The sequence below is a fragment of the Actinomyces oris genome (assembly GCF_001929375.1).
Classification (GTDB): Bacteria; Actinomycetota; Actinomycetes; order Actinomycetales; family Actinomycetaceae; genus Actinomyces; species Actinomyces oris_B.
This window is the reverse complement of the sequence record NZ_MSGO01000027.1, coordinates 17836-34247: the sequence shown is the minus strand read 5'-3', so window position 1 is coordinate 34247 and position 16412 is coordinate 17836. Positions and strand designations below refer to the sequence as shown.

15 protein-coding genes are annotated in these 16412 nt (G+C 66.2%); 9 read left to right on the top strand and 6 right to left on the bottom strand.

The genetic code is table 11. The features are described from left to right. Positions 1–145: 145 nt before the first annotated feature. Positions 146–1846: an RNA-binding domain-containing protein gene (locus BKH32_RS06085; protein ID WP_075249102.1), complete on the bottom strand. Its 1701-nt coding sequence runs from the start codon at positions 1844–1846 to the stop codon at positions 146–148. A 208-nt stretch (positions 1847–2054) separates the two neighbouring features. Beyond that, positions 2055–3500: an adenylosuccinate lyase gene (gene purB, locus BKH32_RS06080; RefSeq protein ID WP_075249101.1), complete on the bottom strand. Its 1446-nt coding sequence runs from the start codon at positions 3498–3500 to the stop codon at positions 2055–2057. A gap of 991 nt (positions 3501–4491) precedes the next feature. Between purB and BKH32_RS06070 the strand changes: the two genes are divergently transcribed. The 3 genes from BKH32_RS06070 (at position 4492) to BKH32_RS14410 (ending at position 7022) form a co-directional block, all read left to right on the top strand. Beyond that, on the top strand, positions 4492–5559 hold the full coding sequence (locus tag BKH32_RS06070) for a hypothetical protein (RefSeq protein WP_256691152.1): 1068 nt from the start codon (positions 4492–4494) through the stop codon (positions 5557–5559). Between the two features lie 137 nt (positions 5560–5696). Continuing rightward, a complete protein-coding gene (locus BKH32_RS06065; RefSeq protein ID WP_256691150.1) occupies positions 5697–6098 on the top strand; it encodes a hypothetical protein in 402 nt (133 codons plus the stop codon). 222 nt (positions 6099–6320) lie between these two features. After that, positions 6321–7022 (top strand): hypothetical protein, encoded by a 702-nt coding sequence (locus tag BKH32_RS14410; protein ID WP_256691149.1) that lies wholly within the window; start codon positions 6321–6323, stop codon positions 7020–7022. Positions 7023–7893: 871 nt separating this feature from the next. Here BKH32_RS14410 and BKH32_RS06050 read toward each other — a convergent pair. Further along, positions 7894–8304, bottom strand: coding sequence for a hypothetical protein (locus BKH32_RS06050; RefSeq protein ID WP_075249097.1), 411 nt, complete (start codon positions 8302–8304; stop codon positions 7894–7896). Between the two features lie 237 nt (positions 8305–8541). Here BKH32_RS06050 and BKH32_RS06045 point away from each other — a divergent pair, with 237 nt between their 5' ends. Both BKH32_RS06045 and BKH32_RS06040 read left to right on the top strand, forming a co-directional pair. Further along, positions 8542–8982, top strand: a complete 441-nt coding sequence (locus tag BKH32_RS06045; protein ID WP_075249096.1) for a GNAT family N-acetyltransferase — start codon at positions 8542–8544, stop codon at positions 8980–8982. A gap of 175 nt (positions 8983–9157) precedes the next feature. Then, entirely contained in the window at positions 9158–9628 is a 471-nt protein-coding gene (locus BKH32_RS06040; protein ID WP_075249095.1) for an XRE family transcriptional regulator, read from the top strand. 113 nt (positions 9629–9741) lie between these two features. Here the strand turns inward: BKH32_RS06040 and BKH32_RS06035 are convergent, their stop codons facing one another. Further along, positions 9742–10500: a siderophore-interacting protein gene (locus BKH32_RS06035; protein ID WP_075249122.1), complete on the bottom strand. Its 759-nt coding sequence runs from the start codon at positions 10498–10500 to the stop codon at positions 9742–9744. A 216-nt stretch (positions 10501–10716) separates the two neighbouring features. On the opposite strand from BKH32_RS06035, the gene BKH32_RS06030 reads away from it, so the two are divergent. Next, positions 10717–11388, top strand: a complete 672-nt coding sequence (locus BKH32_RS06030) for a class I SAM-dependent methyltransferase (protein ID WP_075249094.1) — start codon at positions 10717–10719, stop codon at positions 11386–11388. 401 nt (positions 11389–11789) lie between these two features. On the opposite strand, the gene BKH32_RS06025 is transcribed toward BKH32_RS06030, so the two are convergent. After that, on the bottom strand, positions 11790–12155 hold the full coding sequence (locus BKH32_RS06025; RefSeq protein WP_075249093.1) for a hypothetical protein: 366 nt from the start codon (positions 12153–12155) through the stop codon (positions 11790–11792). 179 nt (positions 12156–12334) lie between these two features. On the opposite strand from BKH32_RS06025, the gene BKH32_RS06020 reads away from it, so the two are divergent. After that, on the top strand, positions 12335–12562 hold the full coding sequence (locus BKH32_RS06020) for a hypothetical protein (protein ID WP_075249092.1): 228 nt from the start codon (positions 12335–12337) through the stop codon (positions 12560–12562). Positions 12563–12723: 161 nt separating this feature from the next. Continuing rightward, entirely contained in the window at positions 12724–14529 is a 1806-nt protein-coding gene (locus BKH32_RS06015; protein ID WP_075249091.1) for a hypothetical protein, read from the top strand. A gap of 146 nt (positions 14530–14675) precedes the next feature. On the opposite strand, the gene BKH32_RS06010 is transcribed toward BKH32_RS06015, so the two are convergent. Continuing rightward, a complete protein-coding gene (locus tag BKH32_RS06010; RefSeq protein WP_075249090.1) occupies positions 14676–15083 on the bottom strand; it encodes a phage holin family protein in 408 nt (135 codons plus the stop codon). 46 nt (positions 15084–15129) lie between these two features. Here BKH32_RS06010 and hisC point away from each other — a divergent pair, with 46 nt between their 5' ends. Beyond that, the gene (gene hisC, locus BKH32_RS06005; protein WP_075249089.1) at positions 15130–16287 is read left to right on the top strand and encodes a histidinol-phosphate transaminase; all 1158 of its coding nucleotides are present in this window, start codon (positions 15130–15132) and stop codon (positions 16285–16287) included. Positions 16288–16412: the final 125 nt, after the last annotated feature.

Sequence of the window (16412 nt, the reverse complement as noted above, 5' to 3'; positions counted from 1 at the left end):
AGAAACCGCGGAATTCCAACGATCTCCGTTGGGTACTTCGACGGCCGGCGCGCTGATGTCAGCACCGTGGACACCCGGCCATTGCTGGACCTGCCGGCAGGGCCTCAGTCGTCCAGGTGGGAGACGAGTTTGGCGAGCGCGCCCATCAGGCGCGGTGGTACGTGGTGGTGGTATCGCCCCGACCACCGTCTTTCTCAACGAATCCGGCCTCCTCGAGATGCTTGAGCGCGTACGTCACCTGGCGTGGTGACAGGCCTGTGGTCTCGACGATCTGCTGGCGCGTGCGTGGCCCGTCCTCAAGGCTGGCCCAGACGGCGGGCGTGTTGGTGGATAGGGCGGAGATCTCTGGGGGAACAACCATGTCTGTGGTGCCGGAAGTCGGTCGAGTGCTGTTGGAGGCCAGAACGTAGGAGGTGGAGCCGCGTTGTCCTCGGGCCTCGGCATAGCCCCGGTTCACCAGCTCCTGGAGCTGACGACGGGCCTGCTGGGAGTCACAGCCGAAGCGACGGCGATAGGAGGAGTTCGTCCATGACTCTCCGTGCCGCATCTCGACCAGTGCGTGGCGCTGCTCGATGCCGAGGCCCTGGGCTTCAAGGCTGGACAGCCAGGTGAGATCCTCAGGTGAGAGGAGGGCGCTTCGGGGGAGCAGAGCCGTGAAGCGCACGCCGGTGTCCTGAAAGCGGACGGGTTCCATGTCCGCCTCTCGCAGGGCGCGACGGACCTCCCGAATACCGGAGCCCAAGCCTTCGATCACGCGCCGTCCCTCGTGGTCCGTGGCGAAGGTGCAGATGGTGTAGAGGTGCTCGTTGACCGCTGACTTCCCGTCGCGTGTGCCGAGCTGATCCACGCTCAGCCCCCACAGACCACCTGGGCTGGAGATGATGAGGCGGTCGTGCAGCAGACGAATCTCAATCCCTTTCGACAGCGCGGGCTCGGAGAGGTCGCGGTGGACGAGAGCGTTGGCGATGAGCTCGCGAACCGCGATGAGCGGGAACTCGTGAACATCGCGGCCATGCCCGTCATCCCCGAACCGGATGCGTGTCTGCGTGGTGCGTGCGACCCAGTCGACGGCGTCGGTGAGCATCTGCGGCAGGGGGCCCGCGATCGTAAGTCGATCCGTTGCCCTGACCGCGTCATTCGTGTCGGTGACGGCCGCTGTGATGGACAGGCCGGGGAACTGCCTCTGGGGATAACGGCCCAGCGCATACAGCCCTGCCCGGGTTGCCTCTCCGTCCTCGGTGAGGATGTTCAGGTTGAGGAGGACCTCCGTATCCGACTGGCCGCTGAGCGCGGTGGAGCCGGTACGAACCGCACGGAGAAAGCGCTGAACCAGATCCTTGTCGAGACTGTTCACGGAGGTGCCGGGAACGGCAACGGAGTCCTGCCGAGGACGTTGGTGGCGCAGAAGGAGCTGCTGCTCCTCCTGCTGTGACATGCGGTAGTCGCCGTCGTACTGGCGGAGGTACGCCGCCCCCGTCTCCCTCCACCGGCATGGCTTGCTGTTGACGGGAGCTTCCTGCACGTTGGCGGCGATGACGGTCTTGCCCTCAACGGTGATGGCGTGCGTATCGACAGCGATCTCGGTGGAGAAGCCCTGACGGGCCTGGGAGATGAGGGCCTGCTGGAGGTCGTGCGGGTCCTGGACTCCGACGACGGACACCGGATCCTCGCCGACACCCAGGAGGATGGTGCCGCCTCCAGGAAGATTCGCGAAGGCCGACAGTGTGGGACCGAGGGCGTTGCGGGAGTACTCGGAGAAGGTCTTCGCCTCGATCTCAAGGCAGTCGCCGCCCTCCAGTGCCAAACGAGCGAGGGCTTCCGTGAGGTCAGTCAGATCGACAATCACATGTCAATTGTACATGAAGTGTCGATGAAGGGTCCCAGAGTGTCCATGAAGTGTCGATGAGATGTCCATGAAGGGCCGTAGAGTGTTGATGAAGGGCCCGAAAGTGTCGATCAACGACCATGAGTGTCGATGAAGGACGTCATGTGTCCATAAAGGAACTGCTGGCCGGCTGGCGGTCTGTGCCAGTGCCGGACCCGCCGGCGGGCCCTCAGTCGTCCAGATGGGAGACGAGCTCGGCGGCCAGGCCCGTGTAGGTGGCGGGCGTCAGGGCGAGCAGCCGCGCCTCGACGTCGTCGGGCATGCCGAGTCCGGAGATGAACTCGCGCATCCCCTCGGGCGTGACCTTCTTGCCGCGGGTGAGCTCCTTGAGGCGCTCGTAGGGGTCGGCCATGCCGGTCGCCCCGGCGACGGCGGCCGCCCGCATCGCCTGCTGGACGGGCTCGCCGAGCACCTCCCAGGTGGCGTCGAGGTCCTCCTCCAGGCGGGCGCGGTCGACGTCGAGCCCGGCCAGGCCCCGCCGGATGTTGTCCACGGCCAGCAGCGAGTGCCCCAGGGCCACGCCCACGTTGCGCTGCGTGGTGGAGTCGGTGAGGTCGCGCTGGAGGCGGGAGGTGACGAGCGTGGCGGCCAGCGTGTCCAGCAGCGAGCAGGAGATCTCCAGGTTGGCCTCGCCGTTCTCGAAGCGGATCGGGTTGACCTTGTGCGGCATGGTCGATGAGCCGGTGGAGCCCTGCGCGCTCAGACGCTGGTGGAAGTAGCCCAGCGAGATGTAGGTCCACACGTCCGTGGCCAGGTTGTGGGCGATCCGGTTGAAGCGGGCGACGTCGGAGTAGAGCTCGGCCTGCCAGTCGTGGGACTCGATCTGCGTGGTCAGCGGGTTCCAGGTCAGGCCCAGGTGCTCCACGAAGCCGCGGCCCACGGCCTGCCAGTCGGCGCCGGGCACGGAGACGACGTGCGCGCCGAAGGTGCCGGTGGCGCCGTTGATCTTGCCCAGGTACTCGGTGGCCTCGACGCGGCGCACCTGGCGGCGCAGCCGGTGGGCCAGGACCGCCAGCTCCTTGCCGAGCGTCGTGGGGGTGGCCGGCTGGCCGTGCGTGCGCGCCAGCATGGCGGCGTCGGCGTACTCGTGGGCCATGGCGGCCAGGTCCTCGACCAGCCCACGGGCGGCCGGCAGCCACACCTGCTCGACGGCGCCCCGGATCGTCAGGGCGTAGGAGAGATTGTTGATGTCCTCGCTGGTGCAGAAGATGTGGACGATCTCGCCGACCGCTGGCAGCACGGTGGGGCCGCCGTCGGCGCCGACGACGCCGGGGGCCTGGGCGGCCGCGGCTAGGCGCTGCTTGAGGAGGTACTCGACGGCCTTGACGTCGTGGCGGGTCTTGGCCTCGATGGCGCCGAGCTCGGCGATCTCCTCGGCCCCGAAGTCCTCGACGACGCCGCGCAGGTAGGCCTTCTCCGTCTCGCTCAGGCGGGGGGCACCGGGCAGGACGCCGCCGTCGGTGAGGTGGATGAGCCACTCGACCTCGACCTGCAGGCGGGCCCGGTTGAGCGCGGCCTCGGAGAGGTGGTTGACCAGTGGGGCGGCGACGGCGCGGTAGCGGCCGTCCAGGGGGCCCAGGGCGATGGCGGGGGAGACTGCGGAGAGATCGACCATGCCGCTCATTGTGGCAGGTTGCCGCCGGTCCCTGCGAGGTGGAGCCGGAGGAGACCGGAGCCGCTGCGAAGGACTCGCTCAGCCCGGATCCGCTCCTTTGTGATCCTGCCGGTGAGAGGGGTGGTGAGGGGCGGGTCCCCGGGTTGAGGGGGCGGAATCAGCGAGCAGTTCTCAATGCTCGTTGCTGATTCGCAGGACGAGCGGTGAATATTACGGTAAGGTCACAGAGCGGCTCTCAAGGTGCTGTGGAGCGGGCGGTCAGGTTCCTGCTCGCCCGGCGCTGGTGGAGTCGGTTGTTTGGTGTCGTTCGAACTCTGAAGGGTGTTGCTGGTGGCGGATCTTCACTTGATGTGGGGTGATCTGGGGGTGTTGTCGTCGTCGTTGGACGCGGTGCGCGCTGACCTGGATGGCGTGGATGTGGCGGGGGCGGGCGTGGCCGCCTCGGCGATGCCCGGTTCGATGAGTGCGCGGAGGGTGGAGGCGGCGGTGTCGTCTCTGGAGGCTGCGTGCGCGGCGGTGGGTAGTTGCTATGGGGGCGTCAGCAGTGGTGTGCGCTCCTTGACGGCGATTCATCAGGCGAATGACCAGGCGGTGTCCGGTGGGGCTCGGTCTCTGGCGCCCGCCGGGTCGGGGCGACGCGGCCGGCCGGGCCCTCTTGCAGGACGGGAGTGAGCCGATGGTTGCCTGGAGTGATGTGTGTCGGTGGAATCCTGAGCCTTTGGCGCAGGCCGCTGAGTCGTTGGGGCGGGCGTCAGGGGCGCTGACGTCGATCCGGGGTGAGGCGCAGTCGGCGCGGACCCGGGTCGTCTCTGAGGCCCCCAGTGTCACCGCGGCTCGTGGGGCGCAGGGGCGCTGTGAGGCGCGGCATGGTGAGCTGATCGGTCGAGTGCGTGGCATGCACCGGGCTACGTGGGACGCCTGTGACGGTGTGGAGATGGTGCGCAGGAGCGTGCTGGCCTGTCAGGACTACGCTGCGGAGCACCCTGCGGTGGTGCTTCACGACGACGGCAGCGTCAGTGCCAGCCCCGAGGCCAAGGCGAGTGGCTCTGGTGGCGCCAGCGTCGGGGGCGAGAGCGGCGGCAGTGGTGACTCCGCCGCTGCCGAGGCCGCGAAGGTGGCCGGGCAGGTCGCCGAGCTCCAAGCCATGGTGAGCGCTACGCTGGCCCAGGCCAACCAGGTCGACCAGTCTTATGCCGCCGCCCTGACCATGGTGATGGCGGCCGACAAGTCTGGGGACCCACCTAACTCGAACCAGCCGGCCCGCACTCGCGACACGAGGGACCGTTCCAGCGCTGGTCGTGCTGGCAAGCGTACTGGGCGTTCCAACGCTGGTCGAGAGAAAAGCAAGGATGGTGACAAGCCGGATAATCAGGGGCAGGGACTTCATGACCCGGTTGCCGGCGAGCATGCGGAGATGCCCGGAGTCAAACCCTGGCAGTACGGCGGCGACTCCAAAAACGAAGGGTCCGGGGAGTACGGTCGAGAGAAACCCACTGCGAAGGATCACGCTGTTCACCATGCTGCGTCCATGTTTGCGACTGCATGTGCACCGTTCTGGCCGGACGCTTCGAAGAATCTGCAGCATTTTCTCGGAAACACTGGAGACCCCCAACCCATCGACGTTGACGGCATGCTGAACGATCTACCCGAATTGAAGAATCACTCCAAGAATGAGGTTGAGAACTTAGCCAAACAAGCGGTAGAGGATGCGAAGAACGCGGGTATGACAAAGCCGCTCACATACCCCTTCGACACCAGTTGGCAAAATGAGTATGCCACGAAAGCGCAGAGCTATAATTGGTTCTACGCAACAGGGGGGTACCAGTCGGCCACCGATGGAACTATCACCGTATACCCGCCCACAGCAGATAATCCAGACTGGACCTACAAGTACGAGTACCGCGTACATGTGGCGGACCGATACAACTGGGATGGCGACAAGTCCACATACATTTTTGGACGAAAAATTGACGACAAGCAACTACAAAGACTTCATGCGGTCGGGCTGGCGAAGGAGTACGATATGTCGGGGGAGTCTTCGGTCAGGAGTGGGCCTTGAGAGGGAAAGATGAGCCTTCTTGCGTGTATGGGATGGCGAGAAATATATTACTTGTATTTCTTGCTGTTACGTTCACGTCGGCTTGCAGCTTTATGCGTACTCACCCAAGTTCACTAAGATCCAGTCAGGAGACCACTGTGGCTGTTACCCAACAGGAGGGTGCTCCGTATCCAGCAGATATGGAGCACCTCGACCAGATTCTTGCTATTGGAGATGGGCATTCCCTTCCTGAAAACGCTCAAGTATCCTCTGTCTCCCCAGCAACCAATTTCGCCAAAGAATTCCCTGGAGGCTGGGGGTATGTCATTGCCTTCACGGCAACTGACTCTGCCATACGACAGTATGTCACGGAGCACACCATTCATTCAGGCGACATTATTGAGAAATATTCATCCGCTAAACCTGGAGACGTTCAACTGTCGGACCTTAATTTCGATGAGATAAGCAACCCCTGGGACACGGGAATCACTGACGGTGTCCTCGTACTGGAGAGACCTTTAGGGCGCGGATGGCTCATCATCAACGGGTCCTCTCGGTGAGCGATACAATTCGAGCGCGCACTGCGCGGCAGGAATCCTCGGGTGCCACTGGGTCGATTACCTATCCTTTCAACACGAAATGGGAAGGTGAAACAGCGACAGAAAGCTTGAACTGGTATTATGCGGTAGGTTCATATGATCACGCCACCGAAGGTACTATCACTGTGTATCCCCCCACGCCAGACCATCCTAACGGATACTACACGTGCGACTACAAGGTTCATGTCGCAGACCGCTACAACTGGGATGGAGGCAAGTCCACTAAAATTCTTGGCATGGAAATTAAAGACGAGCGGCTACAAAGACTTCATCAGAGAGGGCTTGCTCAGGAATATGACCTCAAAGGTAATTCTTCCGTTCGGAGTGAGAGTCATGACTTCTAAACCAAATCGACGCGGCATCCTGAGGGTGCTTGTAGTCGGCTGCTCAGCCGTGATGGTTGCCATCCTATGTTTAGGGGCCTACACCTTTCACAGATTAAGTAGATTAGTGGAAGATACTCCCCAAGAGTCCGCTTCTGGTGTATCTGGCAACCAGCAGGAGGGTGCTCCGTATCCGGCAGATATGGAGCACCTGGACCAGATTCTATCTCTCAAGGGTGGACAGACTCTCCCCGAAGGTGCTCACGTAGTTTCGATTAAGCCTGCCACCAACTTTGCCAGGGTATTTCCTGGAGGGTGGGGGTATGTCATCGCCTTCACCGCCATCGATTCTTCCATACGAGCCTACGTTACTGAACGGACTGGAGACCCTGGGGAGCTCATTGAAAGGTATCCGACGGCATTAAAAGTCGAAGGTGGCTTAGAAGATATCGATCTTAGTGAAATTAGTGACCCTTGGAACTGTGTTCTCGGACGGGCCAATGTTCTCCTCGAGCGCCCCTTAGGGAGAGGCTGGCTTGTCATCCAGGGTGGGCCGCGTTAAAGTAATCCAACTTGTCAATCTGAGGTGCATCATGACTGTGTCAAGGCAATAATGGAGTTCTTCGGATGTCGACCAGAGCATTCGCCTTTAGAAAGCAAGCAGGACGCTTCGAGCTGGTGCTGACCGAAAAGTTCTCTTGTGTCGCTCGGTAGGGAGTTCTCATGCTTACTCTGCGGAGGGGATTTGTTGCCGGACTAGTCACATTCGCTGCGTCAGCAGCTATTGCTGCCTGTGGCGGTTCTCGCAGCCGAGGTGATACCCAACCCTCCGCGTCGGCGCTGCTGAGCAACCAGCAGGCGGGTGCTCCGTATCCGGCAGATATGGGGCACCTGGACCAGATTCTTGCTATTGGAGACGGGCATTCCCTCCCTGAAGATGCTCAAGTATCCTCTGTCTCCCCAGCAACCAATTTCGCCAAAGAATTCCCTGGAGGCTGGGGGTACATCATTTCTTTCATTGCAACCGATGCTGCTATACGGAAGTATGTTTCCAAGTATTCCTATGCTCCGGCCTCACATATTGAGGAATATCCGACAGTAGAAAGCGAACGAGGGGGCGTGGAGGACGTGGATCTTGACAATATAACCAGCCCGTGGGCTACAGCCTTTGGGGATGCAACCCTCATTCTGGAGCGTCCTCTAGGGCGTGGGTGGCTTGTTATTCGTGGCTCGTCTCGGTGAGCGACACACTTCGGGTACGTACTGCCCGGCAAGCTCTCCCGACCGCTCGTTGAGGACATTCCATGCTCGCATCCCGACGAGGCTTCGCCATCGCCTGCGCCACAACCTTCGCTCTCAGAATGCTAGTCGCGCTGAGGCGAGCCTCGTGGAACCGTACTGTGACGGCCCGAGGCGAGGCGCTTTCGACACCGTTACTGCGGCTGAGAGGTGGACGTCTCGCCGAGGGGAGCCGTCGGGGCGGCGACGAGGACGGGCTGCGCCTCGGGGCGGCGTCGGCGATAGGAGGTCACGACGACGTACAGCAGGACGCCGGCCGACGGCAGGTTGATGGCGGCGGCGGGCTCATGGCTGTAGAGGCCGTGGCCGAGCAGGGCGGCCGCCAGCCCCAGGCCGATGACGGCCAGCGCGAGGATCGAGGGGCCCGGGATGCGCTGCGAGGGCTCGGCACGCTGAACGTGCTGGGCCTGAAGGAGGATGAGACTGACCGTCAGCAGGCTCAAAGGCGTCAGGAGGGAGGTTTCCCAGCCGAACAGGCCGCCGCCGACCGTCAGGGCCAGGACAGTCGTGGCAAGCGTGAAGACGACTGGAGGGAGGAGTCGCATGGTTGATGACCTCATAGGGGCGGACATGGTGGGGAATGGTATGACCAGGCGAAATCCTGCCGGATTCTTGTGGCATTTTCAACAAGTGGTCCGTCGACGTTGGCGTGGAGCGCTCCTCGGTCGCCGCCAGCCTATGCGGCGCGCTCGCCCCGGATCGGTGAAGTAGGTTCCGACCAGCGAGAATGCAATGTGTCCGTGACGCCATAGGTGCCGTGCGGGTCAGTGGATAATGCGGTTATGACGACGGACCGGGTCCAGCACGGAGCGGCAGTCAGAGTTCTGGTGGAGCAGGACCTGGCCAGTGAGCAGATGCTGGCTCTTATGCGCGAGGCCGCGGGACTGCCCGACGCCGAGCTGCGCAGGATCATTGCTGAGGAGCTAGTGCTCATGGAGGTCGTGGGTACGGGCCCGCGGGGCGCGCCCACGTCGGTAGCTGCCTACGTGTCTCGACCCGATGGCGTCGTGTTGGAGTACATTGCCGTGGCTCCGGGGCTACGTGGCGACGGAATCGGGCGGGCGCTCGTTGATGCCCTTGCCAGTGCGTCGGGGCAGGTTGTCGCCGAGACCGACGACGACGCCGTCGGCTTCTACCGGGCGCTCGACTTCGATATCGGCCCTGCGCCGTTGGACCCGCGCTGGCCGGGGCGCCGCCGCTACCGATGCGTGCGGCGGTCCTGATTCCGAACGGCGCATGTCGAGGACTGCGTTTCGCGCCGAGGACGTCCTTCTCCTCCAAACGACGCGGCTCCGCCCCCAGCCATCTGGGGGACAGCGCAGTCCTCACGCCGAAAGTACGTCCTCGACCGACGTCGTCGCAGGGTCCGAGCAGCTGGTTGTGCCATATGCTGACCTCATGGGTCGCTTCCGCACTGATGACGCACCGGCACTCGTTCGTGCTGCGCGTCTGGATGCAGGGCTCTCACAGGCTCAGCTGGCCCAGCGTGCCGGCTTGAACGAGTCGGTCGTGACGCAGGTGGAGTCCGGGGCGCGTGCGGTGTCCGACGAGCTGCTCGAAACGGTGCTGCGTGCAGCCGGTTACCGACCGTCACTCCCACTTGCCATGCAGGCCGATACGATCCTCGCCTGCGCCGAGTGTCATGGCCTCAGCAACCTCCGCGTTTTCGGGTCGTCAGTCCGGGGGGAGGATGACTTCGACTCTGACATCGACCTTCTGGTCACGCCGTCGACCGGTACTGACCTGTTCGACCTGGCCCTGTTCGTCGATGACGTTGAGAGACTCACCGGATTCCCGGCCGACGTCGTCTCCGACTCCCCCCTACCTGTTCAGCTGACTGACGCCGCACGAGAGGCGGTGCCGCTGTGAACGAGGAGCGTCAACGGGCTCGCTTCACTTAGCGCACCAGGACGTAACCCAGCAGGCCCAGCGCGGGCAGGGCGAGGAGCGCGACGACGTCGGCTGGTGGCCGGCGGTCGGGCTCAGGCCTCGGGGGCCGCGCCCATGGCGCCGTCGCGGGTCCAGTAGCCCTGGTGCTGGATGCTGCGCCGGCTCAGTCCGGAGGCGATCAGGTGGCGCCGCACCGCCTTGGTGGCGCTGCTCTCCAGGGCGATGAACACCCAGTCCAGGGCCAGGTCCCCGGTGTCCGCCCACAGGGTGCGGTCGACGGTGGCCAGCAGCGTCTCCTCGGAGACCTCGGGATTCACGCGGATGAGCCGGTGGTCGCGCGCGGCCAGGGGCAGGAAGCCGGCCTCGGGCGCCAGCATGACGACGGTGACCAGGCTGCTCGGCGGGGCGGCGGCGACGGCGTCGGCCAGCGCGGGCGCGGAGGCCCGGTTGCCCACCAGCAGCATCCGGTCGCCCGGGGACGGCCACCGGTAGCTGGTGCCGCCCATGAGCTGGACGGACACGGTGTCTCCGGGCCGGACCCGCTTCGACCACCGCGACGCCGGACCGCTGGGCTCATGGTGCAGGACCAGGATGATGGCGGTGGCCTGCTCGCGGTTGATGCGGGTGATGGTGTAGGCGCGCTGGTGCTGACGGCCGCCCTGCGGGATCCACATCCGCACCCAGGCGGTGGGCGGCAGCATGGCGGCGCCGGTGCCCAGCAGGCTCGGGCAGTGGACGGTCAGCTCCGTGTAGGGCGCCAGCTCGCGCACCCCGGCCACCGTGAGCTTGTGCTCCGGTGCCCGCAGCGCCTTGAGCACTGTGCCTTGGAATCCCCTCCCACCACGTGCCATGAGCGTGTCCGCCTCCCGGTTGTCTGATCTCGAGTTCAGGCGAACCATAACCGGAATGATTGAAGGCTTGCTTAGGATCTCCTGTTGGGAACAGCGGAGAAAATATCGAAAGAATTCCGGCGGTGGATAGGGCGGTGGGAAATCTGAAAGGTTGACGTGCTGGGGCGCCGTCGTCGGGCGGCCTGCGGGGTGATCCGACGTCGGTAGGATCGCGGCATGACACAGCCCCGCCAGCAGTACTCCGATCCGCAGCCCAACACCGCTCACTCCGCCTCCCGCTGGGAGGAGCGTTACGCCTCGGTCGAGCAGATGTGGTCGGGCCGCCCCAACGACTGGCTACCGGAGCTCGCCACCGACTGGAGTCCCGGGACCGCCCTGGAGATCGGCTGCGGCGAGGGCGCCGACGTCCTGTGGCTGGCCGAGCGCGGCTGGCAGGTGATCGGTCTGGACCTGTCCGCCACCGCCATCGGGCGCCTGACCGGGCAGGCCGAGCGGCTCGGGGTCGCCTCGCGCGTGACCGGTCGCGTGCACGACGTCGGAGACGGCCTGCCGGCCGGACCCTTCGACCTGGTGACGAGCTTCTACGTCCACGGCGGGCACGAGCCGGGCTCCCTGGACCTCATGGCCCTCCTGTCCGACGCCGCCGCCCGCGTCGCCCCCGGAGGGCACCTGCTCACGGCGGTGCACGCCGTCAACCCGCCCTGGCACACCCACCACGCCCGGACCTACACGGCCGCCGAGCTCCTCGAGGGCCTGGCCGAGGCGACGGCCGGCTGGCAGGTCGTCATCGGCGAGGAGCGCCAGAGGCAGGCGACGGGGCCAGACGGTCAGGAGGGGCGGCGGGCCGACGCCGTCGTGTGCCTGCGCCGGCCACCGGCCTCGGTTTGATGGACGAGTCGTGGGAACGCCCCTGAAGAAGTACCGGAATACTCTGAGTAATCGCCGGAATGTGGTGCAGGCAACGCAAAATCGGCGGAATGGCGCCTATTTCTCAGCGTGTTCATAGGGGAATTCGGGGGGTCCGCTCAGGATCGGTGGGTTACATAGTTACTGCCGCCGGACGGAACCGGTCACGAGGGTTGGGGAGCCCGATGACTGGCAGGTCTCCGAGTCTGGAACGGGTCTTAGGGAGCCCGAACCGGACGCTCTGGTGAAGGAGGCCCCGCCTCCCCGGCCTTATGGGAAGCCGGGTAGCAGGAGGGCCTCGCGAGGCTTGGGCCCGCGGTTCGGGAGACCGGACCGCGGGCCGAGTCCTTTATCGAGGAGGCGCGACCGAGGCCGGGTCGCCGTCAGCTCGTCGAGCCCTTCTCCCAGTGCACGATCCACCAGTTCTCGAGCATGAGTCTGCCCCAGGGGGTGGTGTCGTAGAGGAGCCATCTGTCATCGGGGCCGTCCATGGTCCAGAGCCTGTCGGCACGGATGAGGTCGGTGCCCGTCGGGTCGCCGTCGCGGGGGTCGGGCTCGTACGTGAACGGATCGCCCAGGAACAGGTCGATCATGTTGCCGGAGGCCAGCCAGGTCAGAATCGCGCGAGTCCGCTCGACGGCGGCCTCGGCGTCGAGGTTCTCCATGTCTCGCACGGCGTTGAAGGCCTCGAAGCCGCTGGTCTCGCACTCCGTGCCCATGAAGAGAAGCTCCGCCGTTGTGGGATCCATGTGCGGGGCTCCTTCCCCGAGGGACGTTGCGAGCGGGCGTCGGTATTGATCCTCCCATCTGGCCACTGGTCGCGCGGCCGTGTGGCCCGCCGGGGGCCACAGGCGCCGGAGTGCAGGTCTGATCCACAGGGCTGCACTCCGGCGCTGCGGCCGCCTCGGGGTCGCCCTACCGTCGAGTCATGTCTTTCTCACTGTCACGCTCCAGGTCGGACTACGACGCCGCCGTTACTCAGTTCCCCACGTCGGTCCCCGCCAGCTGGGTTGGGGCGGACTCCACCGCCTGCCAGACGATGCTCACGAATGCCTCCGGGCTCCTGACTGCGCTGGCGACGCGCTATGACACGGCCTCCTCCAAGGTCGGTGTCGTTGAGTCTCGAAACTCATCGACTGGAACGAGCTCGTCATGAGCCCGGTTGCCATGGACGGCTCCAGCGGCCCGTACCCCGTCTGGAAGCAGGACCCCCACGCGACGAAATCGCCGTCCTCCACATCGCCGCCCCCGAAGCCGAAGACTTCCCCCGCCCCGCCCACCGGGCCGGCCCCGGAGGATAGCGGCCACAACTGGATCATGTGGGGTGTGGGCCCCGCGGTGGTGGTGGCGGGCGGCTCCGTCTCCGTGAATACGGCTGACCTCGACTCCCTGGCCAGCAGCCTCACCTCGGCGGCCGGCTCCCTGGATGATGCGCGAACACTCATTGCCAACGCGGTCACCGAAGTGAATATGGCGCCGCCTCCGCCTATTTCCCCGCCTAGTATTCCTAACCCGATCCTGGGGGGAATCGATCTGGAGAAGTCCGAGGCTCTTCAGGCCCTGGATGCGTTGAGCATGGGGCCGGGGTCGCTCCAGGCCGTCGCCGATACTCTGCGTGGCATCGCCTCCGACGTCACCGCCTGCTCCCAGGCCCACAGCCTGGCCGAGGGGAAAGCCGCTCCCGTCAATGGTCTTGTGGGGCCCGTGGACGTCCGGGCCTTCGACTCCGGCCTCCTCCAGATGGCGCTGGGGGCCACCACCGCCGCACAGTTCCCCACGATCTCAGCGCTGCTGGCGTCGTCACCGGCGGCGAGCTGGCTGCTCTACAAGCTGTTGGAGGACAACGAGGACAGTCAGGCCGCAGTCGAGGCCCTCCAGCTCCTGCTCAGCGACCCGACCACCGAGCAGTGGGTCAAGGAGGACCTCGTCAGGATCGTCCTGCTGACGCGCTGGCTCAAGAACGCCAAGACCGGGCGGGAGGCCTCCACGGTCCAAACCTATCTCCAGCAGGTCTCCCAGCGCCTCGACCCCTGGGCGAAGCAGCGCCTGCCCGGACAGGTCACCGTGGGGACGCAGACCGTCGACACCAAGAGCCTCACGCCCATGCAGCGCGTCGCCATGGTTCTGGGCGCGAACGCCGCCTCGCTGGGGGCGGGAATCTACGGCACCCAGAGCGGCATCACGGTCACCCCCGTCGGCGGCAGCGGAGCCACCGTGCTCCCGCCCGCCGCCAAGGACCCCTTCGGGCTCGCCAGCGCCGTCAAGCCCGGTATGACCGGCAAGGGCAAGGAGTCCAAGTCCCCGCAGAGCATCTCCGAGACCATCACCCACTGCCAGGAGGTGCAGTCCTCCAAGAACTCCCTGGGGCAGGGCTACGAGGAGGCCGGGGTCATCTCCATCCAGCGGGTCGAGCACGCCGACGGCCGTGTCTCCTGGGTCGTCTACGTCCCCGGCACCACCGACTGGACCGTCGGTGACGGCGAACCGCAGGACCTGCTCACCAACCTCGAGGGTGTGGGGGGCGCGCCCACGGCCATGGAGAGCGGCGTCGTCACCGCCATGCGCCAGGCCGGCATCCAACCGGGGGAGGAGGTCGCCCTCTACGGCCACTCCCAGGGCGGAATCACGGTCTCCAACATCGCCGCCGACCCCGCGATCCAGGAGCGTTACAACATCACCACGGTCCTCACCGCAGGCGCCCCCACCGCAGGAGCCGACATCCCCGACGACGTCCACGCCCTCCACCTGGAGAACACCGGCGACGCCGTCCCCGGGCTCGACGCCGCCCCCACACCCACCGGCCCCAACCGGCAGGTCGCCATGCTCGACACCCACCAGATGAGCACGAGCGGCTACCCCCACTCCTCCAGCGTCTACGCCCAGGCCGCCGAGGGGCTGGAGGACAAGGCGCCCGAGCTGGCCGAATGGAACAAGTCCTTCTCACACGCCTCGGGCGCCGGCGAGCAGGGGACAACCGCCACCGAGTACACCTTCGCGATCCAGCGCAACACCGACCCCAACGGGGTCTACCAGGGCGGCAGCACCTACCGGGGCAAGGTGCCGTCGGCGCAACCCTCCTACCCTCGGCCCACCCCGAGCCCGCAGTCGACGGGCGAGCACTAGGTGTGTGAGGTCATGGTTGTGGGCGCGCGAAGCCGGCGAAGACCGACCCGCGAGCGGCGCCTCCCGGCAGGCCTGCTCCGGGAAGCACTGGGCGACGCCGGCCGGCATCAGCTGAGCCGTCCGGCGCACCTCCGGCGTCGTCGGCGTCAGTCCTCGCGGCGCACGAGCATCGCGGCGATGATCGAGGAGATCACCGAGATGATGATCGAGCCGGCCACCGCCGAGCCGAAGGAGGAGACCTCCAGCCCCAGCGGCACCGAGCCGCCGGCGCCCAGTGCCGCGATGTGGTCGGTGAGCCGGCCCGTCAGCGAGAGCATCGCACCGTTGACCACCAGCGCGAACAACCCGAAGGTGACGATGTAGAGCGGAAAGGTCAGGAACTTCGCCACCGGCTTGATGAGCGAGTTCACCAGCGCCAGCACCAGGCCCAGGACCAGCAGGTTCAGCCACATGTGGGAGGTGCTCACGCCCTCGGGCACACTCAGCCCGGACAGGAGGCGCGTGGCCAGCCACAGGCCGGCCGCGTTTCCGACAGTTCGTGCCACGATCTCCATGGGCCCATTGTGCCTGGGCAACCTGTGCCGGTGCCAAGATGGGGGCATGACTCCTGCACCGACCCCAGTGCCCGGCGGACCGGAGCCGGCGGCCCCCGCCCATGGCTCGCAGGCCGACCCCTCGACAACAGTGCGCATCCGCCCCGACGTCGCCGCCCTGCCCGCCTACGTGCCTGGGGCCCGCCCTGACGCCGCCGCGGCGGCGCAGATCGCCAAGCTCTCCTCCAACGAGTTGCCCTACCCGCCGCAGGACGCAGTCGTCGAGGCCATCACCCGCGCCGCCACCGGAGTCAATCGCTACCCGGAGATGACCGGGGAGGGGCTCACGCAGGCCCTCGCCCGCCGCTGGGGCGTGGAGGCAGAGCAGGTCGTCGTCGGCAACGGCTCGGTCGCCCTCATCCAGCACCTGCTCGACGCCGTCTGCGAGCCCGGCGACGAGGTCGTCATCCCCTGGCGATCCTTCGAGGCCTACCCGATCTGTGTGGCGGTCGCCGGGGCCCGGGCCGTGCGCGTCCCGCTGACCCCCGACGCCCGCCACGACGTGCCCGCCATGCTGGCGGCCGTCACCCCCCGCACCCGCGTGGTCATGGCCTGCACCCCCAACAACCCCACCGGCACGATCCTGACCGCCGAGGAGCTGGCCGAGCTCGTGGCCGGGGTGCCGCGCGACGTCGTCGTCCTCATCGACGAGGCCTACCTCGACTTCGTCACCGACCCGCGGGCCGGCGACGCCCTCACCCTCCTGGCCGGAGCCCCCAACCTCGTGGTCTCACGGACCTTCTCCAAGGCCCACGCCCTGGCCGGGATGCGCGTGGGCTACCTCATCTGCGCCCCCGGCCTGGCCACCGCCATCCGCTCGGTGTCCACGCCCTTCGGGGTCAGCCTGCCCGCGCAGGCCGCCGCCACCGCAGCCCTGGGGGAGGCCGAGCTGGACCGCACCGCCGAGCGCTCGACCGCCGTCGCCGCCGAGCGCGACCGGGTCGTGGAGGCCCTGCGCGCCCAGGGCTGGCAGGTGCCCGAGACCCAGGGCAACTTCTTCTGGCTCGGCGTGGGGACCGAGACGACGGCGCTGGCCGAGCACTTCCGCGCCGCCGGCATCCTCGTGCGGCCCTTCGCCGGCGAGGGCGTGCGGGTCTCGGTCGGGACGATGTCGGACAACGAGAGGGTCCTGGCGGCCGCGGCCACCTGGCGCGCCGAGCACTGAGGCCGCACGGCCGAGCGGCTGGTTCGGACTGCCCCGCCGACGGCGTCGGGTGGCGTCTTGCCTCCAAACGGGCCCCAGGGTTGCCGTTGCCCTCGGATCGCGATGGTCACCACGTCGTCGATCGT

Bases quoted from the DNA above. Each gene is read 5' to 3' on its own strand.
- purB (WP_075249101.1), bottom strand. From the start codon at position 3,500: ATGGTCGATCTCTCCGCAGTCTCCCCCGCCATCGCCCTGGGCCCCCTG.
- BKH32_RS14410 (WP_256691149.1), top strand. From the start codon at position 6,321: ATGTCGCAGACCGCTACAACTGGGATGGAGGCAAGTCCACTAAAATTC.
- BKH32_RS06050 (WP_075249097.1), bottom strand. From the start codon at position 8,304: ATGCGACTCCTCCCTCCAGTCGTCTTCACGCTTGCCACGACTGTCCTG.
- BKH32_RS06045 (WP_075249096.1), top strand. From the start codon at position 8,542: ATGACGACGGACCGGGTCCAGCACGGAGCGGCAGTCAGAGTTCTGGTG.
- BKH32_RS06040 (WP_075249095.1), top strand. From the start codon at position 9,158: ATGGGTCGCTTCCGCACTGATGACGCACCGGCACTCGTTCGTGCTGCG.
- BKH32_RS06035 (WP_075249122.1), bottom strand. From the start codon at position 10,500: ATGGCACGTGGTGGGAGGGGATTCCAAGGCACAGTGCTCAAGGCGCTG.
- BKH32_RS06030 (WP_075249094.1), top strand. From the start codon at position 10,717: ATGACACAGCCCCGCCAGCAGTACTCCGATCCGCAGCCCAACACCGCT.
- BKH32_RS06025 (WP_075249093.1), bottom strand. From the start codon at position 12,155: ATGGATCCCACAACGGCGGAGCTTCTCTTCATGGGCACGGAGTGCGAG.
- BKH32_RS06020 (WP_075249092.1), top strand. From the start codon at position 12,335: ATGTCTTTCTCACTGTCACGCTCCAGGTCGGACTACGACGCCGCCGTT.
- BKH32_RS06015 (WP_075249091.1), top strand. From the start codon at position 12,724: ATGTGGGGTGTGGGCCCCGCGGTGGTGGTGGCGGGCGGCTCCGTCTCC.
- BKH32_RS06010 (WP_075249090.1), bottom strand. From the start codon at position 15,083: ATGGAGATCGTGGCACGAACTGTCGGAAACGCGGCCGGCCTGTGGCTG.
- hisC (WP_075249089.1), top strand. From the start codon at position 15,130: ATGACTCCTGCACCGACCCCAGTGCCCGGCGGACCGGAGCCGGCGGCC.